This window comes from Fretibacter rubidus (genome assembly GCF_041429785.1).
GTDB classification, from domain to species: domain Bacteria; phylum Pseudomonadota; class Alphaproteobacteria; order Caulobacterales; family Maricaulaceae; genus Fretibacter; species Fretibacter rubidus.
In genome coordinates, this window is sequence record NZ_CP163423.1 from 533,746 (window position 1) to 559,418 (window position 25,673).

The window sequence follows — 25,673 nt, forward strand, 5'->3', positions numbered from 1 at the left end:
GACAGAACTTAGAATTCTACGAAAAATCACCTTCCAATCCCCCGACTTCGCCCTGCATCCCAATCAATCCCGCCACCGCTTAGCACTCGACCTTTGATGCGCTTGCCCCACTTCTGGGCGTGAGTGCTTTCCCAAGGCACGAGGTAGAACGCCCGCTGCGTCTCAATCATCGCGTGGGGGCCGTGGGTAAGTTCATATTTCTGAGCAACCGTGCCTTCGATCAATCGTCCTGCCTGTGCCGCAACGTGTGTCTTACCTGTCATACCTTCTAGCTTCTGGGTCGCGGTGTTGAACCCCTCCGCTTCTAAGGCTTTCAAATAGCCGCGCTTGTAGGTGACGTAGCGGCTCGCGCCTTCTTGGCTTCGTTCTGCATAGCCCTGCCTAATCAGCCATTCACGGCGCTGCTGGAAGGCGGTGTCTATTTCTCGCCTAAAAGCGCTCATCTTTGTGCTTATGCCTGCCATATCGCCTCGTCCCCAACTCACCTGCGAGCGGTCAAGCCACGTCGCACCGGGACTCGCGAGCTGTGCGTCTAAGTCTTGAACCGATAGAAGCTTTACGCCTGACGCGCGGCCTTGCTTCATGTCGAGCGCGATGGCACGTTTTTCAAAGTCCTCTGGCACGCGCCATTCATAGGGGTCGCCGTCTTTGTCTTTGCTAACCACTTCAACCACGCCTGCCTTTGCAAGCGCCGCCAGCCGTAGCCGATGTGCTCGTATGTGGGCCGCGCCCCTGCTGCCGCTGCCGTCCGTCCAATCCTCTGGGCCGCTCGTGGTAATAGCGTAATATCCGACCAGCCCATTGTGTGGCTTGCCGTGATAATCTTTACCCGTCGCAATGGCTTGGATGTTACGGTCTACAGTTCGTAAGTTAGGCGGCGAGACTTCGATAATAGAGCCGACCTTAGCGGCTTCGCCCGCTCTTGTGTCCATGCCCGTCTCAACCGTGCTGACATAACCGTCAGTGCCGTCGATAATGAACCGCACTTTGCCTCCGCCTTTTTGGTTTGCATCCATGCCCTCATCATAGCCATGAGTTTTTGCGATTACGCGGCCAATGACGCGGTGGGTTGAAAGGCTCCCATCGTAGCTTTGGCGGCCATCATGCAGGCGAACAGGTCTTTTGATTTTGGCCCGCTTCATCGCCGCGTGGATATCTTTGTTGAGTTGCTCGCGCTGCTCTATCTGTCCGAGGGTCTTGAGTGCATCCTTTTCGATATGCCAGCGGCCTGACTCAATTTGCGTTGCTAGGCCCATAGACTTCAATTGTCTCATACGCCCAATCAAGATATGTCTGTTCATAGATGAGTTAGCGGGAAACGTGGCTGCGGCTGACCCTGCGCGTAGGTCGATTGTGTTGGTGAGTTTGTCCATACCGTCCGCGATATGTCTGTCTGCTGTCGTGACGCGCATAGCGCTCATCTCACGCTTCATCTCCTGCTGGATTGCAAGCTCAGACTTCCACCCTAGCTCGCGGGTCAGTTCTTCCTCCAGCCGTCCGCGTATGCCGCGCGAGATATACTCGCCAGCAATGTTCAATCCTTTGCCGTCATGGGTCACGCCCCGCGCAATGATGTGCGTGTGCGGGTGGGCCGTGTCGAAGTGGTCAACCGCGACCCAATCCAGCCGCGTGCCTAAGTCCTCTTCCATCTGCGCCATGAGTGCTCGCGTTGTGTCTTTCAGGTTCGGTGTCCCGTCGCCATTCACGCGAGCCAACTCTGCCCCGTCTTCGGGCGAGATCATAATCCTAAACTGATGCGGGTCGCCGCGTCCGTCAAAGCTTTCTTGCGAGCGAGCCACAAAATCTCGTCCATCAATCTCGACGCCTTCGTCTGGGCCGTAGAGCTGGCCGCGCGTTGGGGTCAACTCCGCCGAGCCGTCCAACCCCTCGGCTCGCTCAACACCTGCGCCCTCACGCTGGAGGTAAGCCAAGTGGCCTCGCGATACGGATGACTTGGCATTGCGCAGCTTCACCACACGGACTTTCACAATCGCGCGGCGGGCGCGGTAGCGGTCTCCCGTCGCCTTGTGAACGCGCCAGCCTTGCTTCGGCCCTATGCCGCGCTCCAACGCCGCTCGGCCTCTACCTCGCGCGTTGAAGCGCCCCGTGCGCGGTTTGGACGGGATGGTTAGCGTTCGCCGCCCAGAGACGGCCTTGCCTCTCACGAGCGCAATGCGGGCCTCTTGGAAAAACCCCTTATAGTTTGCGGGGATATTGACCTCAGCGCCTCGGCTGCTGGACTTACGGGCTTTGGCTCTTAAGCGAAAATCATCTTCATCGGACATACGCCCATAATCGGGCAAAACAGAGGCGTTTGTCTCGAAGGAAGCCGATTAGAAATTGCAGGTAAAAGAGAGTTTCTAGGAGTTTGCGGGATAGGGGCATTTTGGAGGCGCTGCACATGAGTTACCGAAAAAGTAACACCCCAACTCGCGTAGCAAAAACAGAGCTTTAGCGTCGAAGTGCCCCCAAAAGGGCGGTTCGCTTTATCTTGCTAAAGCTCTTTTCTTTCCTAACCTCTCCTCAAGCTCCAATCCTATCTAATTAAATACGCTCTCTCAAAACAGAACCGTCCGACGCGCCTGCTGGAGCCGCCCACACGAGCGGAGGCAGGGGCGGTGGACTCGCCGCGAAGCGGGGAAGTAGTAACAGGTTTAAGCTGGACGAGCTGGTTGATTTCTGTATTCTGATGATGTGCTTACCGTTTGGGATAAGCCACGGAGTTTTTATGTCCACATTTGTGGGAAATAACTAGAGTCGAATTATCGGCTTTCTGAATTATCCAACAGGCTACATTGTAGCCTGACCATTAATGTTGGCTTGTTCACTTCTCAACTATTTTCAAATCTGAAATGGCGAGCCAGCCACGGCACGTAAGGCTGTGGAACATGAAAGATTAAACAATGAATATTAGACCTACAAAGACCCAAGACATTCCTGCTCTTCAAATTGTTCTTGAAGGCACGGAACTCTTTCCGCCTGAAATGCTGGAAGGTATGTTTGAAGCCTCTCAAGCAACCGATCCACAAGAGTTGTTCTTCACTTATGAAGATAACGGCACTGCGATAGCCTTTTGCTATGCTGCGCCCGAAGAACTCACGAACGGAACTTGGAACATGTTGGCGATTGCAGTGCTGCCGTCCCGACAAGGTGATGGAGTGGGCGCTGCGCTCGCTGCTCACCTTGAGGCTGCGTTGAAGTCAGAGGGGCATCGTATCTTGATTGCTGATACGTCTGGCACTGAAGAGTTTGCCCAAACTCGGAATTTTTATAAAAAAAATGGCTATTCCGAAGAGTCTCGAATTCGAGATTTTTGGGATTCTGGTGACGATAAAGTGACATTCCGAAAGGCTTTACAGTAACTAGGAAACAGGTGTTCAGCCTATGGCTGAGCACCACAATTCTTTTGTAAAAAATTTGCTGTATCAGCTTATGGCTTGTTAGTTTCGCCAGTGGTTGTGCGCGCAATTATTTCCCATCTTGACCCGCGATACACAAATTATCCAACTCTTTTCTTCGTAAAAATCGCGGTGATTGCGCTATAATCTCTGCGTGGATAAAGCCCAAAACATATCGAAAAATGACCTAACGGAAGCTCCTTCGCGTGCTGATATAAAGCGCGGTATGACTATCGCAGCGCAACTTGTTCAGCGATACGGAGCTAAATACTGGCCCGTTTTAGAGCGTCTAAAGCAAGAGTATGACGCGCTAGATGACCGTGAGGCGTTGCTGGCCTCGCTCCTTTTTGACGCGGACAAAGCCGCGTAAACCGATAAATTCAGCCCTTAAACGGATAGCTTTGCAATAGCGTGTCACTGACGGGGTGAGTTATCTTCAATAGCTCGTCTCGGCGGTAAGCAAGCGACCCTCCATCCCCATATTCAGGGCGCGGGTTACGGTGTCCCATCAAAGTGCAACGCAAGCCAAAGTCTAATCCAGCCTCCAACATTCTGTTTTCAAAGCTGTGCCGAAAGCTATAGATACGGTGCTGCTTTGTCGGGAATAGCCCTCTGGCTTTGAATGCTTTTGTCAGTGATGCACTTAGCAAATAACTCCTATCCCTGTAATGCGGAAAGCCATTCGGAGCCTGCCGCATGGCCTCCAGCGCAACGCCGACGAGCGGAATATCACGAACTGATGCGCCTGATTTCAGCTCTCTGTCTTTCGTTGGACGGATGCGAATATGCGGAACCTCCGCGTCCAGCCGTATGTTTTCTGGTCTGATATTTGCCAACTCGCTTGGTCTGCATCCTGTCTCTATCAAGGCCATGCAAAGCAACGCGCCTTGCCTATTGAGGCCATAAAAAACATCTGGCGCAAGTATGCGTGACCTAACCCAATCGTCCTTAAAAGGCATGACCTTTTTTAGAATTTTGTCTTTGAAGCGCATATTGCGGAACGGGTTTTCGCGCTCTTCTTCGCCTATGTGTTCAAAATATCGGCGGTAGAGTTTCCGCAAACTACCCAAGTCTTTGTTGCCGCTGCTGCCGCTCATGGGCTTGGAACCGTCCTTCGGGTGGATGCGCTCATGCCAGAATTTACGCACGGCGTGAGCGTGTTCGCGGGTAATGTCCCGCATATCTATATCGCCATTTATGGAAACAAAGTTCGCCACGGCGCGGCGTTTGATTTTGGAAAAGTTGTTCACTTGCTCTGGTGATTTACTGGCGAGTTCGTCAGCGACGATCTCAGATAGGTAAAGCTCCATTGCTTCGCTGATGGTCGCAGAAGGCGTCTTGGCTATGCCTAGTAAAGCGTCTGCGTCTTGCTCTTCCTTGGGGTGCGAAGCCTCCTTTAACGGCCCTAAGGCTTGTAGGCGGTGTAATAAATCCGTGACAGTATCGCGGGAAATCAAGCTGTCCATTGGCTCATAGTTGAACCCCAGCGAGCGGGCGTATTGGCTCACGTCTCGGTAGCTAGTCTCTCTTGGCGTCGAGCGGAAACGGCTCGGCGCGACCTCGCTCCAGCGTTGTTCGTCCGCATCGGCGCATATGTCTCTCCGCTGGCGGGCGACCTTGCGGCTATCTGTATCGAGGGAACGGTATATCAATGTGCGGTCATCTATATGGCTTACCGCCTTGGGCACACGCCGGACGTAATGCCATATATCGCCACGTAAACGTAGGTATTGGTCGGGCCGTCTAATCGCTTTCATCCTGCCATCTCCTGTGCAGCCTTTTGTAAGGCAAGAAGTGAGGCAAATCGCGCGAGTTACCGTATGGAAAGTACAGGAAAGAGAGATTTCCCGAGACTTTTCAGAGGCTTACGCAACTTGCTATGATAGGAAAATGGTGCCCCCACACGGACTCGAACCGCGGACCCCCTGATTACAAATCAGGTGCTCTACCAGCTGAGCTATAGGGGCACTCTTATTGCTGATTAGCGAGCGGGGTTTAGCGTTGTGGCGGCTGTGTTGCAAGCGCAAAAGTTCATAAAACTGCATTATTTTATCAGGCTGCTGGTCGGTCGTTTTTCCTGTTCTAGTGGCCCTATTTCGTGGTTGTGGGGCAGGGCGGGGCGTTAATCGTTTCGACTGCCGCCTGCGGCCTTGGGTGATTACCCTCTTGCGCGGCGCGCGGTTCGCGTTAGAACACGCACAAGATTTGGAGCTTTTATGTCGCGCATTTTGATTACGTCCGCCTTGCCCTATATTAACGGGGTTAAGCACCTTGGCAATTTGGCAGGATCGATGTTGCCGGCCGATGTTTATGCGCGCGCCATGCGACTGCTCGGCCATGAGGTTTTGTACATTTGCGCGACAGACGAACACGGCACACCAGCCGAGCTTGCGGCGCAGGCGGCAGAGATGGATGTCGCGGATTATTGTGCCGCCATGCATGAGGCCCAAGCCAAAGCAGGGACTGATTTCGCGCTGTCCTATGATTATTTCGGTCGCAGCTCTAGTCAGAATAATCACCTATTGACCCAACATTTTGCCCATGCGTTGGAGACAAGGGGATTGATAGAAGAGCGCGTGTCCAAGCAGGTTTATTCCAATGCGGATGGCCGTTTTTTGCCTGACCGTTACGTCGAAGGCACATGCCCCAATTGCGGTTTTGAGGCCGCGCGCGGCGACCAATGTGATAGCTGCGGAAAGCTGCTCGACCCCATTGATTTGATTAATCCATATTCTTCTGTATCGGGTAGCCATGATGTTGAGGTGCGAGAAACCAATCACCTGTATCTGAAGCAATCCGCGCTGTCGGATGACTTGCGCAAATGGGTCAATGCTGCGACTGGCTGGCCGCCTTTGGCGACATCGATTGCGCTTAAATGGCTGGATGAGGGGCTGCGTGACCGCGCGATTACGCGCGATTTGTCCTGGGGTATTCCGGTGACAAACCCTGACGGTACGGTGCGCAAAGGGTTTGAAGGCAAAGTGTTTTACGTTTGGTTTGATGCACCCATTGCCTATATCGCCTCGACCCAAGATTGGGCAGAGCAGACGGGTGGGGATTGGGAGAGTTGGTGGAAAACGGATAAAAATGATGACGTCCAATATGTCCAATTCATGGGTAAAGATAATGTCGCCTTTCATACGCTGTCTTTTCCTACCACGATTATGGGCAGTGGTGAGCCGTGGAAACTCGTCGATCAATTAAAGGCGTTTAATTGGGTGACGTGGTACGGTGGTAAATTTTCGACATCATCCAATCGCGGTGTATTTATGGATCAGGCGATATCAATCGCGCCGTCTGATTATTGGCGTTGGCACTTGATTGCCAATGCCCCCGAAGGCAATGACGCCGCGTTCACATGGGAAGAATTTCAGGCTAGCATTAATTCTGATTTGGCCAATGTGTTGGGTAACTTCGTCAACCGCATTACAAAATATACGGTCGGAAAATTTGACGGTGTTGTGCCGGGCGGCGGTGCGTGGACAGAGGCAGAAGACTGGATTGTCGCTGAGCTTGAGACACGCCTGGCAAATTTGATAGCCTTTTATGAGGCCCGCGAATTCCGCAAAGCCATGGCCGAGACTCGCGCGATTTGGGCGGCTGGCAATGAATATCTCACCAAAGCTGCGCCGTGGACGCATTTTAAGACCGATGTTGACCAAGCCGCCATTGGCACCCGTATTGGGCTTAACCTTGTCGCTCTGTTTGGGATTATTGCCCAACCGATTATTCCGGAAACGGCGGATAAAATACTCGCGGCCGTTAATGTGCCCAGTGACAGAAGAAGCTGGAATTTTGGTGATGTGAAATCCCTTCTCAATGCTTTGCCTCTGGGTCATGCGGTCAACGCGCCGGATGTGTTATTTGCCAAGATTGAAGATGACGACGTAGCCACATGGACAGAGCAATTTGGCGGGGATAGCGAAGCCTAGCTTAGAGTGTCATTGAGCCATGTGTCATTGCCCGCGCGCATCATGTGCGAGCGTTAATTAATTCAAAAAACATCTGGAATTAAGGCGGACGTTGGGGCGTAGCTTTCGCCGTATCTTGCCTTTGCGTATTCGCGTCGTCATTATAGTGCTGTTGGTGTTTTGGCCGAGGTGCAGGACGATTTGGGGTTTGAATTAATTCGTTAGGATGCAGTTCAATAGGCGGAAAGACGGGCCGTGCGGGCGTTTCCCTGATGCTGCTTCGGTCTCTATTTATGGGGCTTTGTCTCTGATTGGGGGGGTATTGCGGCCAAACGAAATTGGCCTGTACGGTCGGTTTTAAATCTTTTCTGAACCTCCTTGCGCCCATCTCGGCTTTGGTGTTTCTGCGGCGGAAGGCTCGTAATCAGCGGTGATTTCGGTTGACGTATCGGGGGACATGTCGCCGCGCGAAAGCGAAGCCGCCACCGATTAAGCGCGTGAATACCGCCAAGATCTGTAAAGACACGACCCCGCCAAATGGGATCTTGCAACATCGCACTTTTTAATGCCGCACGGTGCACGGTCAGAATGAGACGTCCTAATGCACAAATGATGATTACAATTTGCGTCATTTTGGACAAGGATAAGTCCTCATTCAATACTCTGTCAGTAAAGCTTTCCATCTGCGCATTAAGCTTTGGAATAAGCGAGGCATAGTAGCAGGGCGTATTGGCAGCTTGTGACATGGGCGCATGATAAGCCAGGTGTCGGGGAGGGAGAGCGAACAGCACGTTTAAGTCTCAAGCCTCTCTATTTTGACGTCCGATTTTCTCTGCGCTGTTCAGTAACGGGCGTGCGCGCAGATGTTGCGGGGTCGCGCTTGAATGCCTTGAAACTGTCTTACATCGGAACAGATTTTAGCACTGGGCGTTGTTTTGAAAAGGAGATTTTATGACAGATATCAAATTACCCCAGAACACATTTATTTTGCTGGCAACAGGTGAGGAAGCAAAAACCTTTTTCTACGCCAATGACAAATTGACATTGGACGCGCATTGGACGCAGGGCAATATGGCGGATGAAGGCCCGTCGGGCAAACGACCGCCAGAAGAGAGTCCGCAGGAGTCCATGGAGGCAACATTTTCAAAACAACTCGCTGAGACGCTATATTCTATGGCACATAGTGGAAAATTTGAAACCTTAGCCATCATTGCAGACCCGGAAACACTGGGTGAAATGCGGCCTTTGCTGCATCAAGAAGTGACGGATAAAATCGTTTTAGAATTGAATAAAACACTGATCAATTCACCCACGGAAGATATTGAGAAGACATTAGCCAAGGCGGCTTAATCTCGAGCCAAGGCGGCTTAACCTAGGGTTGGGCTAAAGCTCTCTCTCTGCGCGGTGTGACGGGAAATCGCCCCACTGGGGCGATTTTCATATTAAACGTTAAATTTAAACAGCATGATGTCGCCGTCTTTGACCTTATAGTCTTTGCCTTCTTGGCGCACTTTGCCCGCGTCTTTGGCGCCTGCTTCGCCGCCATGCGCAACGTAATCATCATAGGCTGTGGTTTCCGCTTTGATGAAGCCGCGTTCAAAATCGCCGTGGATGACGCCTGCGCATTTGGGGGCCGTCCAGCCGTCTCGAAACGTCCAAGCGCGGGCTTCTTTTGGGCCAACGGTGAAATAGGTTTGCAGACCCAGCAAGCGGTAACCCGCTTGGATGAGGCGGTCCAGACCCGGCTCTTTAAGGTCAAGGGCTTCCATATATTCTGTGCGTTCTTCCGCGTCCTCTAAAAGCGCTAGCTCAGATTCGATTTTGGCGGAAATAACGACCGCCTGCGCGCCCTCAGCTTCTGCATGGGCAAAGACTTTGGCTGAATAATCATTGCCAGTCGCGGCGCTATCTTCATCCACATTGGCAACATAAAGCACCGGTTTCGCGGTAAGCAGTTGCAGCATTTTCCACGCTTTCAAATCGTCATCGTCAATTTTGGCCATACGGGCAGGTTTGCCGTCCTCTAAAAGCGGGATAGCCAAATCAATCAGGCGCAGGGTCTGCACGGCGTCTTTGTCGTTTTGTTTAACTTTTTTCTCCAGCGTCACGCGGCGCTTAGATAGGCTCTCCAGATCGGCGAGCATAAGTTCTGTCTCGACGGTCTCGTAATCGGCCATGGGATCGATTTTGTTTTCCACATGGGTCACGTCATCATCTTCAAAACACCGCAGCACATAAAGAATGGCATCTGTTTCGCGGATATTAGCGAGGAATTGATTGCCCAGCCCTTCACCTTTGGATGCGCCGCGCACAAGGCCGGCGATGTCAACAAAGTTCATACGGGCGGGGATACGTTGGGCGCTGCCGCCAATCTCTGCAATAGTATTTAGCCGTGGTTCGGGCACGGCGACATCGCCGACATTCGGCTCAATCGTGCAAAAAGGATAGTTCGCCGCTTGCGCATTGGCGGTTTGCGTTAGCGCATTAAACAGCGTTGATTTACCAACATTGGGCAAGCCCACAATTCCGCATTTAAAACCCATGATAGGCTCCGTCTTTAATTAAGGGCCCAATGATTAGGGCGCTGGGGCCAGCAGGCTGACCCGTGTTTGAAATTTGTCCATCTCAGTCGCGGCCAAGTGATCACTGGCGCGCGCCAGAGCATCGTTTAAATCCTCGACCCAGGGCTGCTCAGTTTTGCTAAAATTTGATAGCACATAACTATGCACGCGGTCTTTGTGCCCCGGGTGGCCGATACCCATACGGATACGGTAAAAATCCTCGCCCATATGTTGACGAATGGACCGCAGGCCATTGTGACCCGCAATGCCGCCGCCGCATTTGACACGCAGTTTACCGGGGGCAAGGTCAAGCTCGTCATGAAAGACAATAATCTTATCCAGCGGGACTTTGTAAAAAGCGCTCGCAGATTGCACGGCTTGACCGCTCTCGTTCATAAAGGTGGACGGTTTCATTAGCAGGATTTTCGTCCCGCCAATGGTGCCAATACGGCAGAGCGCTTTATGCTGGGATTTCTCTGGCCCAAAACCATGGGTATCGCCAATGGCGTCAATAGCCATAAAGCCAATGTTGTGGCGATGGCCGCTATATTTTTCGCCCGGATTTCCAAGGCCGACCCAGATTTGCATGATGTCCGCCTCCTGTTTCGTTTTGGCTGATGTTGAATTAGCTGGTATTAAAAAAGATAGGGCGCCCCGACCGAAATGGAAGAGACGCCCTAAAAAAGACATGTAAGCGGGTCCGACTATTCGTCGTCGGATGTTTGCTCTGTTGCGGGGACGTCAGCCGCCTCTGGCGCTTCTGTTTCGTCCTCATCCGTGGTTTCAATCGCCGCGCGTGACGCAATCACTGTCGCGATCGTAAAGTCACGGTCCGTGATGGACGGCTTCACACCTTTTGGCAGTTTCACGTCAGAAATTTTCAAGCTATCGCCAATCTCGGCTTTAGAAACGTCAACGTCGATGCTGTCAGGAATATCGCCAGCCGGACATTTCACTTCAACCGCATAACGCACAACGTTAAGCGTGCCGCCTTCTTTCAGGCCTGGGCTTTCTTCTTCGCCGATGAAGTTCACTGTGACTTCGACTTCGATGATTGATTTCGCTGTCACGCGGTAAAAATCCAAATGCACAGGCATGTCAGACACAGGGTGGAACTGAATGTCCTTTGTTAGGACTTTCTGTTTTTTGCCTTCGTGGGACAGTTCGATCATATTGCCGATGAAGTTGCCAGAGTTAATCGCACGGATCACTTCGTTAAACTTAGCAGCGATTGCAACAGGTTGCTCGTCACCACCGTAAATTACGCCAGGAACTTGGTTTTGGCGGCGAGCTTCGCGGGCGGCGCCTGTGCCTGTGTTGTCACGTACGGTGACGTCTAATACGACTGAATCAGACATTGTCTTGCCTCTTATCTATGGGGGCGAGGGGATGCCTGGCCCGTTACACTCCAATAAAAAGCGCCGCCCGAACGGCGGCCATGTGTTTTTATCAGAAAAAATACAATTTCGCCGTGGCAGATAAACCAGCCCCCATGAAAACGCAAGCAAAGAATCTGTCTTAAAAGCGCCCAATTTCACATGAATAGCGCATTCATGGCGGGTTTAGGCATATCATGCTAAGGATTACCGCAATGTCACTGTTATATCATGCGCTTTGTGATATATTATAACAATAATTATAGGTCTGGAGGCTTTATGCGTCACTTTACATTATCGATTTTGCTCCTCAGCACGAGCCTCTCTTTAGGCGAGGTCGCACAGGCAGATGAGCTCTCGCTGACGATATATAATAATTCCCGCGCGCTCGTGTCTGATTCGCGTGACATTACCTTCCGCTCAGGCCAGCAGACAATTGAGCTGCCCGGTGTGTCGTCGATGATACAACCCGAAACGGCAACTTTTGTGGCAAGCGGGCTGTCAATTAATGAGCAAAATTTTGATTTTGACCTGCTATCACCTGAAAAACTGATGGAAAAAGCAGTGGGCTCATTCGTCGAGATTATCCGGACCAACCCCGGCACAGGTCGCGAAACGCGTGAACGCGCCAAAGTCTTATCGGTAAATAACGGTGTTGTTATCCAAGTCGGGCAGAAGATTGAGGTCCTGCGCGACGATGATATTCCAACCCGTGTTGTCTTTGACAGCGTGCCGACAAATCTGCGCGCCAACCCGACGCTCTCTGTGAATGTAAACTCGCAACAAAGCGGCACGCGCGATGCCAATCTGACTTACCTGACGGGTGGGCTCGACTGGCGTGCTGATTATGTCGCGGTATTTGACGAGGACGTAGGCAAGATGGATTTGCAAGGCTGGGCGACACTAACCAATAACACAAAGACCACATTTGAGGATGCCGATGTCGCCGTCATCGCAGGCACGGTTGACCAAGCGGGTCAATATGGCCGGAATAATTTCAATCCTCGTAATTTTAATCCCCGAGGCGGTAATATGCGCGGCGCAGGGACGCAACAAAGCGGGCAAGAACGCGTGGGCGATAACTACCTCTACCCACTCCCGGGCAAGATTACAGTCAAAAGCAATCAAACCAAACAAGTCGGCATTGTCGATGCCCAAGGCGTCGACGCCAAAAAAGTCTATGAATACAGAGCTTACGGCTTTAACAATATGAACGATCCGCAATCGGCTGATGTACGGATTGCCTTTTCCAATGCGCGCGAGACTGGCCTTGGCACGGCACTGCCGGCGGGGATTTTCCGTGTCTATACCAAAGATAACTCAGGTCGCAGCCAGTTCATTGGAGAGGACGCCATTGGCCACATTCCGGGTGGGTCATCTATGGCGCTTAAAATCGGCGATGCCTTTGATGTGAAAGTCAAAAGCCAAGTCGCAAGCAACCGCGAGACGGGCCGTAAAACGCGCGAAATTGAAATGGTCTACACTGTTACCAACGCGACAGATAAAGACACGACCGTCTTCATTCGCCAAAATATCGGCAGCAGCTATCAAGAGACGACAATATTATCGGAAAACGTCGAAAGCACGCGCGAGGATGCCTATACCGCGCTCTGGCCCGTAAAAGTCAGCGCCGAAGGCGAAAGTACTTTGCGCTTTAAAGTGCGTCAAAAGTCACGCTGGTAGGCCGCGCATTGATGCGCTTTATCGCGACATTCATATTCGGCTGGCTCGCCTTTATGTTGAGCGCTTCCGCCTCCGCGCAAGTTCCTGGCGGAGTGTATAAAGTCGTTTCGCCCTCTGCTGATGCGACGGCTGTTACCATCTACCCTGACAATCTGGCGCTGATTACTGAGGTCCGTACCATTGACGTACCAAAAGGGCGCTCTGTCGTGGCCTTTGAAGGCGTATCAGATTTAATCATCCCGCAGTCTATGATCTTGCGCGAATTTAGCGGCTTCACGCTGGAACGCAATTTTGATTATGACCTGATTTCCAAAGCGTCTTTGTTTGAAAATGCGGTGGGTGATGTCATCACACTGACCCGTATCGACAAAGCCTCTGGCGCGCTGCGCGATACACAGGCGCGCATAACTTCTGCACGCCCCAATGGCGGCGTTGTCATTGATGTAAACGGTCAGACCGAAGTTTTAATGTGCTCTGGCCTAGGTGAACGTACCCAATTTGAAGGCCTGCCAAGCGGCCTTAACCCCGCCCCTGTCATGAGCATTGAAGTCAACGCCGAAGCGGCAGGACGGCAAGAGGTGGTGATTAGTTACCTGACATCGGGTCTTGGCTGGCGCGCAGATTACCGTTTGGATTTAAACGCGGCGAGCGATAAGGCCGCGATGTTGGGCTGGCTGACCCTAACGAACGGCACGGCGAAGAATTATAGCGGTGTGTCGTTATCCATCATTGCAGGTGATTTAAACCGCCGTCCAGAAACCCGCGCCGTATCGCCGCCCAAGCCTGTGCAGCGCGCGCAATGTTACCCGCAGGGCAGCACAAAACGCGGTATTGCTGAACGTGTTCGGCAAGCGATAGCCAAAAGTAATTATGGCGAACCGCAAATGTTGATGCGCGCTATGGCAGCCCCCGAGGCCGAGATGATGATGGCCGATTCCGTGGTCGTAACAGGCTCGCGAAAAATGGCCGTGCAGGAAAATGTCGGCGATTATAAGCTTTACCGCATTCCAGCTGCGGTCGATGTTGCCCCCTATCAGACCAAACAAATCGCCTTTGTCGACAAAGCGGCGGTCGATATTAAGCCCTATTTTCTCGCTGAGATTAGCGGCACACAAAGCATAACGAGCCCGACGCCTCTGCAAACTTTTTATGAGGTTGATAATAGCCGAGACGGTGAATTGGGCGTGGCTCTACCCAAGGGGACTATGCGGTTTTTCAGTAAAACGGAAAATGGCCGCGTGGTTTATCTGGGTGAGGACCGCATTGATAATCTGGCGGTCGATGAACCCGTACGGCTGAAGCTTGGCACAAGCTTTTCAGTTCAAATGCAAAGCGAGTTTGATGATCGGGGCGAAGACTTTTCGCCTGCGCATGGTACCTTCACAATTTCTAACGCTTTTGCTGCGCCGATTACGGCCAAAGTCGTCTTGAAAGATGTGCGCTTACGCGGCGGAGTCATCAGTAGTGAAAACCGTCCTCGTGACATGGACGAAATTGAGCCAACATGGGTGTTCACTATACCGGGCGAGACGCGCGAAAGCTTAAGCTTCGGCATTGGCACGGACATTATTTACCGACTTGATCTAGACCCGCTGAGCGGGTTGGAAATGGGCCGCATTAATACAGGCGATGATTTTGTGGTCGAGAGCGACGCCGTGATTAAAGGCACCCAAACCCCAATAGATGCCGTTGGTCTTTACCTTGCCCCTGTTGAGGACAACCAAATTAGCGTCGCGACAACGGTTTCAAATCTACGCGAAGAAACGGTTGAAGGTGAAACATATCTGCTCGCGCGGGTCACTCATGCGATGAAGAACAATGCGTCGGAGGCCCGCATATTACGGGTCGAGCCGCGCTATGAAGATTTGGATGAAGACGATGTCAGTTTTTCAGATGCAACTCTGAATCCCGTGCGCGATCAAAATCGCTGGACTATCACGCTTGCGGCAGGACAGGATAAAGTCCTGTCCTACACTGTGCGGATTTATCAGTATTAATTAGCCGAACAGCTTTGACACCGACTCGTCATTCGCGATACGACGGATGGCTTCACCCAGCAGTGTCGCGACAGAGACTTCGCGGATTTTATCGCATTTTTGAACTTTTTCAGGTTGTCCTATGGTGTCGCAGATAACGACTTCGGTCAGGACGGATTTGCTGATGCGCTCGACTGCGGGATCTGACAACACGCCGTGGGTGATATAGGCGGAGACTGAGTTTGCACCGTGATCTTTGAGCGCCGCTGCCGCGTTGCATAATGTCCCGCCGCTATCGATAATATCATCGAGCAAGATACAGCTGCGTCCCGCCACGTCGCCAATGATATTCATCACTTCGGCTTCGCCCGCTTTGGGGCGGCGTTTATCAACAATAGCGATATCGGCGTTAAATTGTTTGGCAAGGCTGCGTGTGCGCACCACACCGCCTGTATCGGGGGAGACAAAAAGCAATTTATCGCGATCTTTTTTAGAAAAACGGTCACGAATATCAGTCTCAAATACGGGTTGCCCGAATAGGTTGTCTGTGGGGATGTCAAAGAACCCCTGTATCTGTCCTGCATGTAGATCCATGGTTAGGACGCGGTCCGCGCCCGCTTTGGCAATCAAGTTAGCGACAAGTTTGGCCGTAATCGGTGTGCGGCCGCCAACTTTGCGGTCTTGGCGCGCATAGCCGAAATAAGGAATAACGGCCGTAATACGAGAGGCCGAAGCCCGCATAAGCGCGTCGATAAGGATGAGCAGTTCTAGCAAATGGTCATTGGCGGGCGCAGATGTGGGTTGGATGACAAAAATATCTTCGCCGCGGACATTCTCATTAATGCGGACGAAGATTTCTTGGTCGCGAAACCGCTCAATATCGACAGAGGTTAGGGGGATGTCGAGCACATCGGCAATGGCGCGCGATAGGGGCTCGTTTGATGTTCCGCTAATAATCTTCACAGCTTCACCTCTGTTATAATTTTGTCACGTGATAGGCGGCTGATGCGGTCATGTAAATCGGCAAGCGCTGATTCTTTTTCATTCGTGCAGCATTATCGCAGAAATATTGCGGCCATAGTCGCTTATCCCGTTATGGGTGTTGTAGCGGTAGGAGAAATATTGCTCTGGAAGGGCGTAGGTGCAGTCCATAGACCAGCCGATTCGCTCGACCCCCGCGTTTGATAACCGAGTGGTGAGATAGCCCAAAAGGCTAAAGTAATAACTTTCCGATCCGTCATCGCGCGTCGGGCCGGGGTCAAAATAACGGCTATTGTCACTGTCGTCTTTTATAAAAGCGTCGCGAAAATCTGGCCCGACTTGGTAATGGTCGATATGGATGCACGGGCCGATGACGGCGTGGATGTCTTTGCGGGTTGCGCCCACGCTTTCCATGGCGTCAATCACAGCGTCCGTGACCCCAGACAGCGCTCCGCGCCACCCCGCATGGGCAGAACCAATCACGCCCGCTTTCGTATCGGCGAATAATACAGGCGCGCAATCCGCAGACAGCGCCGATATGCCAAGGCCCGGCGTCTTGGTCACAAGACCGTCCGCTTTTGGCTGTTCGCGTGTTGGGCTATCGATGATTAAGACGTCGCGGCTATGGATTTGTGACAGGCTTTGTAATTGCGGCTCTGATGTGCCCAGCGCGCGGGCAACGCGGCGGCGGTTCTCGGTCACATTATCTGGATTATCACCAGAGCCGCGCCCCGTATTCAGGCTGCTGTATTGACCTTTGGAGACACCGCCAACACGCCCGAAAAACCCGTGAGCGATACGCGGATGGTCAAGCGCTTCATGCGTCTTAAACGGCGTCATGATTTAAATCCCAGCGCAGCGGGCAGGCCAGGCGATGACAAACAGACCGCTTTGAAAAGCTCGCCCATTTCGTCGCTGTCCATCAACCGGTGCAATTGACGAATGATTTTGGGCTTGGCGTCTGGCTTGCCTTTGATCAGGGCCACCGCACGCATTTCAATGCCAAGCTTTGAGAGGAACTCGCGTTGGGGCACGGCTTTGGATGCGTCTAGCCCTGCCGCAGTGGCCGCCTCTGAAAGAGCCGCGAAATCCACGCGCGCGGTAAGGTCGGTATTGCCCGGATCAGAAAAGACACCCACTTTTTCGTGGCGTTTAAGGGCTTGTAATGTATCACCAAATTCTGTGACCTCTGGCCCGTAATCTATGAACAGCGCGCGACCGGGATAATCTAACAGCCGCGCGGCGATTTGGTCAACGATTTGGCGCGCAGCGATGCAGACCTCTAATAGGTCGTCTTTGCGCGCGTCTGACTGCGCGGCGGGCAGGGCGTCTTGCACAACGTCTGAAATGGCCACGGGCGATTTCACAAAACGTAATGCGCCGCCGTCCACGCTGACCATACGTTCCACCCATCCCCCGCGCCCCGCAAAGGGGTCGTCTTGGATAAATTGGCGTATAGGCAAGCAGTCTAAAAACTCGTTCCCGATGATCAAGCTCGGCCCTTCTGGCACTTTGGATATATCAGACGCCCAAGACACAGGCACGCCCGTCGCGGCCAGCGTTTGTCCTTGCACAGCCTCTAAGGCTGCGCTGGCCTCCACCAGTGTGACAGAGAGCGCGCGTTCAAAGGCTTTGTCGAGTGCCGCCGTGCGGAGTATATCAGCCATCATAATCCCGCGCCCTGGGCCAAGCTCTATGAGTTGCACAGACGGCGGGCGGCCCATATCAATCCAGCTTTGGATACACCAAAGCCCAATAACCTCGCCGAACATCTGGCTAATTTCGGGCGCTGTAATGAAGTCCCCGTCACTGCCGAGTGGATCGCGTGTGGGATAATATCCGTCGACAGGGTCAAGCAGGCATAGCGTCATATATTCCGCGACTGACATCGGGCCTTCGGACTTAATGCGCTTTATTAGACGGTCTTTTAAGGCACTCATCTTAGGCTTGCTCTGCCTCGTCGCCCATACGTTTTGGCGCGACAGGTGGGCGGCGTGATGCCCAGACAATAATGGCAAGACCAATGATGACCATAGGCAAGGAGTAGCTCATGCCGCGCGTCAGCGGGCCGAACTGCTGAATATTATCAGGTTCGCGGAAAAACTCGACGAATATCCGAAACACGCCGTAGCCTGCAAAAAATATTCCTGCGGCAATGCCAGGCTTCGTGAGCACTTTAAATTTATGCGTGGCGATACGGATAATAAACCACAGTGCGATGCCTTCTAGCGCCGCCTCGTAAAGCTGGCTTGGGTGGCGGGGGAGGGACAGTTGGTCGGTGTGAAAAATAAACGCCCAGGCCACATCTGTTGGACGCCCGTAAAGCTCTTGGTTCACGAAATTACCAAACAGCCGCACGGCAAAAATTCCCAACGGCGCACCAATGGCCGCCATATCAGCAAGCCGCCACAGCTCGACCTTACGAGAGCGCGCTAGCCACCAGACGGCGACACAAACCCCTAAAAAACCGCCGTGAAAGGCCATGCCGCCTTCCCATATTTTAAATAAAAACAGTGGGTTTTCCAAAAACCGTTCGGGCGTATAAAGCAGCACAGACCCAATACGCCCACCAACAATAATCCCAAGCAGTAGAAAGAACATCATGTCTTCCAGCAGCTTTTTATTGGGGATCAGGGCACTGCCGCGCGTGATGCCTGCGGGAATCCAAAGTTCTTTTTTTGAACAGACGTTCTTGGCGTAGAGATAGGCTGCAAATAGCCCCGCGATATAGGATAGGCCGTACCATTTGACGCTAAAGTTTCCGATGGAAAACACATTGGGGCTAATCCAATCGGGGAACGGAATGGCGTGAATGAGTGTAATAATCATGGCGCGACTTTTTATGACAGTGATAGCTCTGGAAATTGTGCTACACTGCACTTAGATATATTACCAGAATAAATGGGCCCACGTGCCTTTGAACCGAACCAAAAGCGAGCCATCATGCAAAGCAAAGCCAAACCCCTTGATGATTTATCAAATCTGATGACCAATGCCATGGGCGCCGTCAAAGGCGTCGGCGACGAGGTCAAAGCCATGGGCCGCGCCCGCGCCGAAAGTCTCATCGCCGATATGGACCTTGTGGGCCGCGAAGAGTTTGAAGTGTTCAAAGCCCTGCTTGCGAAACAGGCCACAGAGATTGAAGCGTTAAAAGCAGACATCGCGTTATTGAAAAAACCTGCGCGCAAAACAGTCGCTAAAAAGCCAGTCACCAAAAAGCCAAAACCCTCCACAATTCCCGCCGCCGCCAAAGCAGCCGCAAAGAAAGCTCAAGGGAAGAAGACGGCAAAAAAAGCTTAGACCTAGCAATTATGCTTTAGGTCGAGTTTCGGGGCATTGCGGACTTCAGCGTAGCAACTATTATACTCTCCATTTTTCGGCATTGAGCCGGGCATTGATAGCAATGGTGCTTACACTATAATAAAAGGGACGTTTATCAAACGGGTTAAGATTAAAGTTTCCGCTCGGGAGATATTTCTTAATAGCTTTTCTAAAATCGTCATTGTCATCAGGATGTAAGGTGCTGCCAAATGCGGAAGCCCATGCCATTGCTACTCTATGGGTTGTATCTGAGAAAGTAGCACGAGCTATATTGTCCATGATCTCTTGGCGTAAACTTATATCAATGCCTTTCTCTCGCAAGGCACACATAAAAGACGAGGCTACGGCAGCGTGCGTCTTTATATCTGCGCTTGGCCCACCCAGTTGGTCAATTAATAATTTGACCTCGTAAGAGAGTTTTCCGTCGCATGTTTGCTCCACCGCATCAACAAGCATAGCGCTATTAACAGGAAGAAAATCGTGTTTGCGTTCTGCAAGACCGATTGTTGCGTTTAGGTATTGTTCGTTAGTGAGTTTTTGGGACTCTAATGCGAATTGAATGCTTGCTGAAAGCCATAGCCCGTCATCGACACCAAGTTGCTTAGCAAGTTGCCTTAATGAGTTATCATCAGACAATAATGGCACGCCGTGCTTTTTTGCTAATTCTATAGGTGCTAGAGTTAGTGGCACCTGTTTTAGAATGATTTCTTCTATGTCTGTCTTATCGTCCCCATAAATGACAGGCTCGATTTCGCAGAGGTTCCTTAAATCAGAAATCGCCGTTTCCAACCATTCAATTTGGTTTTTGTGAAATGTTTTGTCTTTTTCATCACGATAGACGTCTCCTTCAACAGCAGTAAGAGAGAAGCTATCCCCCTTGGACACTTTGACTAAATCAAGATGCGCTAATAGCTGTTCAAGTTCGTTTTCGGAAAGCCTTATTGGGCCTAGTGTCTCCGCGAGCGGTTTTAATATCGAGAGTTCCAGTGCCGTCACAGCTGTAAATAAGTCTATAACGATTCCATTTTTGACGTTTTTAGCCACATTTGCGGCTTCTTCCTGAACCTCTTTAGTGCCCTGATTGGTTGGGATTTCATACCCACGTTGACGGATAGCATTAGCCAGTTTCAAACCGCACAAACCATCTTCACCTCCCATCAATGCAAGAGGCAGGTTTTTCTCGATCACTACTCGGCATATATCATCTTGGTGTTCCCCGTCTTTGCGAACCATATCGAGAATTGGCTCAACATTTTCACCATCAGTTACAATCCGATTTATAATTGCAGCGTCCCCAAAACGATCAGGGTGTTCGTTAGATAGGTATTGAGCTGCGCGAATATATTCGGGCCAGACATCTTCGATGATCCACTCAACATTGTCACCCATTTTAGATGCTGTAGAGAACGTATCGCCTATTCTTTTTCCTAAGGCGGCCTCTAGTCGTAAATCACCTTTATGGAGAACCACGCCCCAAGGCCGATGGTCATTGCCTTCAATAATGCCCTCAACAACTTCGTTCGTTCCTGATCGTCTAATTTTTACGTACTGGCCTTTTTCAACGATACGGCTTGGTGGGCCTTCTAAATTAGTTGAAAATACAAAACCTATATAACTTCCTGACACTGTTGGAGAGGCTTGTCCTTTAGGGTCAATTACAGACCTGAATGCCATCTGTATTGCTTGTTCAAGTTTCTCATGTCGTTTTAAAATACTTGCATATTGCATGGAGTCTAAAGGGCTATAGGGAAGACCTTCAACACCTTCGGTGTTAAGCAACTCTTCGATTTTTGCCTCGTCGTTTAACCTCATTGCACATCGGTAAATAGCGAGCCAATAACGCAGATGTGGATGATGATTAAAAAGCTCTTCAAAGTGCTTTTTGGCTATTAAAAAATTCCTTTGGTTGAATGCAGCAATCGCTACCAGTTCTTTGTATTCAGCCAGCTCCAGTAATGTCTCATCAAGTTTGCTGAATATTTCGATAGATCTCTGACGCATTGGCGTTTCAGTAGCAGCGACTGAAAGAAGAAGTTCTAATTCTTCAGACGGACGAGAGTAGTCTATTCGCTCCCAAAGAAGCTCTATAATTGTGTTGTCATCGTTTAAAATTTTAGCTTGGTGAACAACGCTCACAATGTCTTCAGGCTCTGCGTCATCACCTAAACAATTTTTCGCTGATGCGAGACAGGATAATGCTTGTTCGATACCTAAGTACTTGCGCGCAAGTTGGGAACGAATAGTCCACTCGCGACAGGCAACAGAACTTTCTTTGATTAGTTTTTCGACAGCCTTGCTACGGTCTTTTTCTTCCAAACTCTCTATTTGGGCCAGTGATTTTAGTCCAAGCAAAAGACCATGATCACGGTCTTTATCACCTAATCTCGCATCACATAAGGCTTCTACCGTGTTCCAATCGTTGATATCTAATGCATGTTGTAGTCTCATTTTCTGTGCATCGGCAGTCTGTGGAAGCTCCTCAACTACATCGTTGAGTTCGTCCGCCCGTCCGGATTTTACAAGGTTGATTGCGTACTCAAGCGCTAGGCTTGCATCTTGGATTTTTTCTCTGGCAATAAGACCGATTTTAATGGCTTGCTCAGATTTACCAGCAACACGAAGCGCCTGCATATAATTTACTGGTAGTGCGGGCTCATGAGATTGTTGGTAATTCCCTTTGGATTGTGTTTCGTCCCATAAAGAAGCATATACATCCAAGGCTTCTGTGAGTTGGTTGTGATTTTCTGGTGTTAAAGGATCTAAACCCGCCAAGGCAGCCTCATCTTCAAAGACGCTCTCAAGTAATGTATCAGCATAAAACTGACGAATATAGTAATCATCAGGATGGTCTTTAAGCGCTTTTAGGGTCGCTTTTCTCAGAGATTTTTTAGTGTCTGTTCGTCTAGTTATTTCTAGACGGGCCAACCAAACATGTGCGTTCCTGCGAGCGGCGTCTGGAACAATAGATAAGTCTTTAAGAAAATGCAGTGATCTCGCTATTAATGACGAGTTACTAGCGTCTTCTTTTAATGCTGTTTCAGTCAATTCGCGGAGTTCATTGAGCTTGTTTTGAAAGCCAAGTGCCAATGCATAATTTGAAATAGTAGCTGCGCGATGCGGCATATACTCATAAGCCTCAGCATATTTCTCAAATGCTAGCTCGCGCTCGTCAAGGATAAAGTGGCAATTCCCAAGACCTCCAATTATTCTCGCGTAGTCAATCGGTTCCTTTGGCTTTTCAGTTTCTAAGAGATCACAAAGTTCGGTGAAACACTCTACTGGCTCAAACGGTATTCTTTCAGATATTTCTGTTATCAATGTGGTAAGCGGAGTTTCCTTATCGTTTTCATCGATAGTTTTAATTTCTATTATCGCCAGTTTGGAACGTGATGGTGATAAACCCGCTTTAGCTATCGCAGATAATTTTTTTAACCCATCGGGGTCATTGACTTGCATATGTTCGATTAATGCAATGACGGCCGCCGATTGAACATCGAGTGCTCTAAACACCTCTGGCTTTGTTCGAGCCATATCGGTCAAGCTGTCCCAATCCCAGATTTGAATTAGAGGCGCTTTGTCACCGAGCTCTAAATTTAACGTCTTTTGAAGTTCATCTGCTGCATCCTGCAACGCCGTTTTCTTTACTGCTGTTGTTGCATAGATGAATCTTTGGAACTCAAACTTTGCAAGTGCCGCCCTAACATGTGTCTCAACATCGTCAGGGTTTTCCTCTTTACCCGGCTCTCGGCACTTACCCTGTATTACCGTTAATTTCGTTGTTTCATCATTTGGTCTGCCGCGAACATCTATACCATGTTGAGTGGAACCTTTGCGGCCATAGCGTTCAAATGTAGTGCTTTTGAAAATATGATTGGCGATATCAACCAGAGCGATCTCAAAGTCTTGATCGTTGACTGGCGGCTGTATGTGTTTGGCGGAAATCGCTGAACTTGAAATCATAGGTGATAATTGGTTATTCGCCCTTGGATTGTAAAGGGAATAAGCAGGAGCATTGGTTAATTACCCCAGATTAAATATATGCTATCAAGTAAATTAAGCTATCCCTTTATCCGCCAAAGATTATCACGCTTCTTGAAACATGTCGACTTGGGTTAGGAGTGCCCGGTTTTGGGCGATTGCTGCCGTATAAGCAAACATTACCAGCGGCCGCTTTAGGCGACTTAAGCCACTCTTCTAATGTCCCCTTTGAGGATTTACCTACCCGCCACCCCAAAACAAAACACCCCGACCATGGCCGGGGTGTTTTTATAGTATAAATTTATTGAGCGGCCTGTCTTAGACGCTTTCTGCGTTATCCGCTGGGATGCGTAGTACTTGACCGACATAAATTTTATCGGGATGTTTTAGCATGGGGCGGTTGGCCTCGAAAATCTCTTTGTAGCGCGAGCCTTTGTTATAGTAGCGTTTTGAGATCGCCCAAAGCGTATCGCCGGAAACAACGGTGTGAAATTCAGAGGCAGGGGCATCATCTGACGCCTCAATTCCGTCTTCAACCTCGCCGACGCCTTCGACATTGCCGACTGCCAAGATGATTTTTTCTTTCATTTCTTGGGTGACGCCTTTGCCTTTGACCGACACTTTGCCGTTGTCATCGACATGGATGTCAATTTCGTCTTTGGCGAGGCCTAAATCTTTGACCTCTTTTTTGAGCGCGTCTTCGGCGTCTTTGCCTTTGAAGATTTTACCAAGGCCGCGGCCTGCCATTTTTACAAAAGGAATCATTCCAAACATCTGTGTTCTCCAGTTTCTGGTGTTATTGATACAGGCCTAGCGCGCTAGACCTCTTGCCATAATTCTATCTTGATACCTTCGGGGTCGATAAACCAGCCAAAAATACCGTATTCTGTATTTTCTACCGCTCCAATGATTTTGGCACCCCCTTTACGGGCTTTTTCTATCAAGCTGGCCACATCATTGACGCGCAAATTTATCATAAACTCCGCCGTGCTGGGCGCAAGGTAAGTCGAATCGGCGGGGAAGGGGCTCATCATTGTTCGTGACTGACCGTCCGATGCCCATTCAAAATTACCCCAATCCGTAGGGTCTGCGCCCATATGGTCGCGCCACCAGTCTAAATAGGCTTTTGGGTCTTTAACCTTATAAAAGACCCCTCCCAGTCCAAGAATTTTTGCGTCTTTGTTCATGGTGTCCCCTTTATAAGGAAAGCTTAGTCTGTATTTTGTCATAATTCCACCCCATCGCGTCTTTGCATTCTGGCCAAGACAGGGTATAGCGGCCAAAATTATGGTGATGTGGTCTGCTATCCAGTCTACATCCGATTTTAACGAGGTTACTATGTTATCCGTCATCCAAGCTGGTATCAGCATCTTTGGTTTGTTTCATATGGATCCCGCTTTGTTTGCGTTTCTTTTGGTGACTATCACCTTTGGGGCTTTGAACATTTTGGAATTTAAACGCTTTGACTAATTCGCATCTTGCGAATGTAGTTTAAGCTTCAAGGACGACTGGCATGGGCCTATTGCCTAGTTTTGCGCTGTTGATTGTCGGCATTATTGTGCTGATTGTTGCGGGTGATTTGCTCGTTCGCGGGGCGGCTGCGCTTGCGCGTCATTGGGGCATACCGGCCCTTATCGTGGGCCTCACGATTGTTGCCTTTGGTACATCTGCGCCCGAACTTGTTGTCTCTATTCAAGCGGTCATGGTCGGTGCTGGCGAGTTGGCCTCTGGTAATGTTGTTGGCTCTAATATTGCTAATGTGTTGTTGGCGCTGGGACTTCCTGCGATATTAATGGCTGTGCCCACGAATATGCCGGGTGTTGGGCGTAATGCACTTATTGCAATGTTTGCAACACTGCTATTTATTTTGCTCGCGTGGCTTGGTAATCCGCTGACCGTCTGGCAGGGCGCTATCTTGTTTGGCGGTATTGTGATTTATCTTGTTTATATGGCCCGTTTGGCCAAACAGGGTGCAGAAGATCCTATCTTGGCCGAAATGACCGAAATTGACGAAGGCGAGCTTGGGCTGCCGACAAATGTTCTCTACTCAGGGATTTTTGTGGTTATTGGCCTGATCGGTTTGGCATTTGGTGGTCACCTGATTGTTGAAAATGCCGTGAATATTGCTGGAACGCTGGGCGTGAGTGAGACGATTATCGGTCTGACAATTGTCGCTATTGGCACGTCGCTCCCCGAAGTGGCGACGGTTATTGTCGCGGCTTATCGGGGTCATTCCGAAGTCGCCATCGGCAATGTGCTGGGCTCCAATATTTTCAATCTATTTGCCGTGATGGGGGCCGCATCGCTAGCGGGGCCTGTGGCGATTAACCCGACGCTGTTTGTCTTTGACTTCTGGGTCATGCTTGCGACGATGGTTGTGCTGCTTGTCTTTGTGATGCGCCGTATACCGATTGGGCGCTTGGCTGGTATTGCCTTTATGGTGGCCTATGCTCTGTATCTTGCGGCGCTAGTTGCGGGCGCAATGTAG

At 50.6% G+C, this 25,673-nt stretch carries 22 protein-coding genes and 1 tRNA gene; 9 read left to right on the forward strand and 14 right to left on the reverse strand.

What is annotated here, in order from left to right; genetic code table 11:
- Positions 1–26 precede the first annotated feature (26 nt).
- Positions 27–2,285, reverse strand: coding sequence for a DUF3363 domain-containing protein (locus AB6B37_RS02515; RefSeq protein ID WP_371397325.1), 2,259 nt, complete (start codon positions 2,283–2,285; stop codon positions 27–29).
- A 618-nt stretch (positions 2,286–2,903) separates the two neighbouring features.
- Here AB6B37_RS02515 and AB6B37_RS02520 point away from each other — a divergent pair.
- The gene (locus AB6B37_RS02520) at positions 2,904–3,362 is read left to right on the forward strand and encodes a GNAT family N-acetyltransferase (RefSeq protein WP_371397326.1); all 459 of its coding nucleotides are present in this window, start codon (positions 2,904–2,906) and stop codon (positions 3,360–3,362) included.
- A 190-nt stretch (positions 3,363–3,552) separates the two neighbouring features.
- A complete protein-coding gene (locus tag AB6B37_RS02525; RefSeq protein WP_371397327.1) occupies positions 3,553–3,768 on the forward strand; it encodes a hypothetical protein in 216 nt (71 codons plus the stop codon).
- 10 nt (positions 3,769–3,778) lie between these two features.
- Here the strand turns inward: AB6B37_RS02525 and AB6B37_RS02530 are convergent, their stop codons facing one another.
- Positions 3,779–5,155, reverse strand: coding sequence for a DUF6538 domain-containing protein (locus AB6B37_RS02530; RefSeq protein ID WP_371397328.1), 1,377 nt, complete (start codon positions 5,153–5,155; stop codon positions 3,779–3,781).
- Positions 5,156–5,289: 134 nt separating this feature from the next.
- Positions 5,290–5,365, reverse strand: a tRNA-Thr gene (locus tag AB6B37_RS02535).
- 249 nt (positions 5,366–5,614) lie between these two features.
- On the opposite strand from AB6B37_RS02535, the gene metG reads away from it, so the two are divergent.
- Positions 5,615–7,330, forward strand: coding sequence for a methionine--tRNA ligase (gene metG / locus AB6B37_RS02540; protein ID WP_371397329.1), 1,716 nt, complete (start codon positions 5,615–5,617; stop codon positions 7,328–7,330).
- A gap of 266 nt (positions 7,331–7,596) precedes the next feature.
- Here the strand turns inward: metG and AB6B37_RS02545 are convergent, their stop codons facing one another.
- On the reverse strand, positions 7,597–8,055 hold the full coding sequence (locus AB6B37_RS02545) for a hypothetical protein (RefSeq protein WP_371397330.1): 459 nt from the start codon (positions 8,053–8,055) through the stop codon (positions 7,597–7,599).
- 205 nt (positions 8,056–8,260) lie between these two features.
- Here AB6B37_RS02545 and AB6B37_RS02550 point away from each other — a divergent pair, with 205 nt between their 5' ends.
- Positions 8,261–8,659: a host attachment family protein gene (locus AB6B37_RS02550; protein WP_371397331.1), complete on the forward strand. Its 399-nt coding sequence runs from the start codon at positions 8,261–8,263 to the stop codon at positions 8,657–8,659.
- Positions 8,660–8,751: 92 nt separating this feature from the next.
- Here the strand turns inward: AB6B37_RS02550 and ychF are convergent, their stop codons facing one another.
- The 3 genes from ychF to AB6B37_RS02565 all read right to left on the reverse strand — a co-directional run bounded on the left by ychF (position 8,752) and on the right by AB6B37_RS02565 (position 11,228).
- Positions 8,752–9,852 carry a redox-regulated ATPase YchF gene (gene ychF, locus AB6B37_RS02555; protein WP_371397332.1) on the reverse strand — a complete coding sequence of 367 codons (1,101 nt, stop codon included), beginning with the start codon at positions 9,850–9,852 and terminating at the stop codon, positions 8,752–8,754.
- Positions 9,853–9,885: 33 nt separating this feature from the next.
- The gene (pth, locus tag AB6B37_RS02560; protein ID WP_371397333.1) at positions 9,886–10,458 is read right to left on the reverse strand and encodes an aminoacyl-tRNA hydrolase; all 573 of its coding nucleotides are present in this window, start codon (positions 10,456–10,458) and stop codon (positions 9,886–9,888) included.
- Between the two features lie 116 nt (positions 10,459–10,574).
- Complete coding sequence (locus AB6B37_RS02565) at positions 10,575–11,228, reverse strand: 50S ribosomal protein L25/general stress protein Ctc (protein WP_371397334.1); 654 nt, start codon at positions 11,226–11,228, stop codon at positions 10,575–10,577.
- 297 nt (positions 11,229–11,525) lie between these two features.
- On the opposite strand from AB6B37_RS02565, the gene AB6B37_RS02570 reads away from it, so the two are divergent.
- On the forward strand, positions 11,526–12,929 hold the full coding sequence (locus tag AB6B37_RS02570) for a DUF4139 domain-containing protein (protein WP_371397335.1): 1,404 nt from the start codon (positions 11,526–11,528) through the stop codon (positions 12,927–12,929).
- An 8-nt stretch (positions 12,930–12,937) separates the two neighbouring features.
- Entirely contained in the window at positions 12,938–14,926 is a 1,989-nt protein-coding gene (locus tag AB6B37_RS02575; protein ID WP_371397336.1) for a DUF4139 domain-containing protein, read from the forward strand.
- Here AB6B37_RS02575 and AB6B37_RS02580 read toward each other — a convergent pair whose 3' ends face one another.
- From AB6B37_RS02580 to lgt, 4 genes are all read right to left on the reverse strand, one after another.
- The gene (locus tag AB6B37_RS02580; RefSeq protein ID WP_371397337.1) at positions 14,927–15,868 is read right to left on the reverse strand and encodes a ribose-phosphate pyrophosphokinase; all 942 of its coding nucleotides are present in this window, start codon (positions 15,866–15,868) and stop codon (positions 14,927–14,929) included.
- Between the two features lie 78 nt (positions 15,869–15,946).
- Complete coding sequence (gene pgeF, locus AB6B37_RS02585; RefSeq protein WP_371397338.1) at positions 15,947–16,726, reverse strand: peptidoglycan editing factor PgeF; 780 nt, start codon at positions 16,724–16,726, stop codon at positions 15,947–15,949.
- The gene (locus AB6B37_RS02590) at positions 16,723–17,826 is read right to left on the reverse strand and encodes a class I SAM-dependent methyltransferase (RefSeq protein WP_371397339.1); all 1,104 of its coding nucleotides are present in this window, start codon (positions 17,824–17,826) and stop codon (positions 16,723–16,725) included. Before AB6B37_RS02590 ends, pgeF begins: the two co-directional genes overlap by 4 nt.
- A 1-nt stretch (position 17,827) precedes the next feature.
- Positions 17,828–18,715 (reverse strand): prolipoprotein diacylglyceryl transferase, encoded by an 888-nt coding sequence (gene lgt / locus AB6B37_RS02595; protein WP_371397340.1) that lies wholly within the window; start codon positions 18,713–18,715, stop codon positions 17,828–17,830.
- A 114-nt stretch (positions 18,716–18,829) separates the two neighbouring features.
- Here lgt and AB6B37_RS02600 point away from each other — a divergent pair, with 114 nt between their 5' ends.
- Positions 18,830–19,186, forward strand: a complete 357-nt coding sequence (locus AB6B37_RS02600) for an accessory factor UbiK family protein (RefSeq protein ID WP_371397341.1) — start codon at positions 18,830–18,832, stop codon at positions 19,184–19,186.
- Between the two features lie 60 nt (positions 19,187–19,246).
- On the opposite strand, the gene AB6B37_RS02605 is transcribed toward AB6B37_RS02600, so the two are convergent.
- The 3 genes from AB6B37_RS02605 to AB6B37_RS02615 form a co-directional block, all read right to left on the reverse strand.
- Complete coding sequence (locus AB6B37_RS02605) at positions 19,247–23,167, reverse strand: hypothetical protein (protein WP_371397342.1); 3,921 nt, start codon at positions 23,165–23,167, stop codon at positions 19,247–19,249.
- Positions 23,168–23,503: 336 nt separating this feature from the next.
- Positions 23,504–23,959, reverse strand: a complete 456-nt coding sequence (gene lysM, locus AB6B37_RS02610; protein ID WP_371397343.1) for a peptidoglycan-binding protein LysM — start codon at positions 23,957–23,959, stop codon at positions 23,504–23,506.
- 44 nt (positions 23,960–24,003) lie between these two features.
- Entirely contained in the window at positions 24,004–24,414 is a 411-nt protein-coding gene (locus tag AB6B37_RS02615; protein WP_371397344.1) for a VOC family protein, read from the reverse strand.
- 58 nt (positions 24,415–24,472) lie between these two features.
- On the opposite strand from AB6B37_RS02615, the gene AB6B37_RS02620 reads away from it, so the two are divergent.
- Positions 24,473–24,655 (forward strand): hypothetical protein, encoded by a 183-nt coding sequence (locus AB6B37_RS02620; protein ID WP_371397345.1) that lies wholly within the window; start codon positions 24,473–24,475, stop codon positions 24,653–24,655.
- Positions 24,656–24,698: 43 nt separating this feature from the next.
- On the forward strand, positions 24,699–25,673 hold the full coding sequence (locus AB6B37_RS02625; protein ID WP_371397346.1) for a calcium/sodium antiporter: 975 nt from the start codon (positions 24,699–24,701) through the stop codon (positions 25,671–25,673).

Excerpts from the sequence above, each read along its gene's own strand:
- AB6B37_RS02515 (WP_371397325.1), bottom strand. The coding sequence starts at position 2,285 with ATGTCCGATGAAGATGATTTTCGCTTAAGAGCCAAAGCCCGTAAGTCC.
- AB6B37_RS02520 (WP_371397326.1), top strand. The coding sequence starts at position 2,904 with ATGAATATTAGACCTACAAAGACCCAAGACATTCCTGCTCTTCAAATT.
- AB6B37_RS02530 (WP_371397328.1), bottom strand. The coding sequence starts at position 5,155 with ATGAAAGCGATTAGACGGCCCGACCAATACCTACGTTTACGTGGCGAT.
- metG (WP_371397329.1), top strand. The coding sequence starts at position 5,615 with ATGTCGCGCATTTTGATTACGTCCGCCTTGCCCTATATTAACGGGGTT.
- AB6B37_RS02545 (WP_371397330.1), bottom strand. The coding sequence starts at position 8,055 with ATGTCACAAGCTGCCAATACGCCCTGCTACTATGCCTCGCTTATTCCA.
- AB6B37_RS02550 (WP_371397331.1), top strand. The coding sequence starts at position 8,261 with ATGACAGATATCAAATTACCCCAGAACACATTTATTTTGCTGGCAACA.
- ychF (WP_371397332.1), bottom strand. The coding sequence starts at position 9,852 with ATGGGTTTTAAATGCGGAATTGTGGGCTTGCCCAATGTTGGTAAATCA.
- pth (WP_371397333.1), bottom strand. The coding sequence starts at position 10,458 with ATGCAAATCTGGGTCGGCCTTGGAAATCCGGGCGAAAAATATAGCGGC.
- AB6B37_RS02565 (WP_371397334.1), bottom strand. The coding sequence starts at position 11,228 with ATGTCTGATTCAGTCGTATTAGACGTCACCGTACGTGACAACACAGGC.
- AB6B37_RS02570 (WP_371397335.1), top strand. The coding sequence starts at position 11,526 with ATGCGTCACTTTACATTATCGATTTTGCTCCTCAGCACGAGCCTCTCT.
- pgeF (WP_371397338.1), bottom strand. The coding sequence starts at position 16,726 with ATGACGCCGTTTAAGACGCATGAAGCGCTTGACCATCCGCGTATCGCT.
- AB6B37_RS02590 (WP_371397339.1), bottom strand. The coding sequence starts at position 17,826 with ATGAGTGCCTTAAAAGACCGTCTAATAAAGCGCATTAAGTCCGAAGGC.
- lgt (WP_371397340.1), bottom strand. The coding sequence starts at position 18,715 with ATGATTATTACACTCATTCACGCCATTCCGTTCCCCGATTGGATTAGC.
- AB6B37_RS02600 (WP_371397341.1), top strand. The coding sequence starts at position 18,830 with ATGCAAAGCAAAGCCAAACCCCTTGATGATTTATCAAATCTGATGACC.
- AB6B37_RS02605 (WP_371397342.1), bottom strand. The coding sequence starts at position 23,167 with ATGATTTCAAGTTCAGCGATTTCCGCCAAACACATACAGCCGCCAGTC.
- lysM (WP_371397343.1), bottom strand. The coding sequence starts at position 23,959 with ATGTTTGGAATGATTCCTTTTGTAAAAATGGCAGGCCGCGGCCTTGGT.
- AB6B37_RS02615 (WP_371397344.1), bottom strand. The coding sequence starts at position 24,414 with ATGACAAAATACAGACTAAGCTTTCCTTATAAAGGGGACACCATGAAC.
- AB6B37_RS02620 (WP_371397345.1), top strand. The coding sequence starts at position 24,473 with ATGGTGATGTGGTCTGCTATCCAGTCTACATCCGATTTTAACGAGGTT.
- AB6B37_RS02625 (WP_371397346.1), top strand. The coding sequence starts at position 24,699 with ATGGGCCTATTGCCTAGTTTTGCGCTGTTGATTGTCGGCATTATTGTG.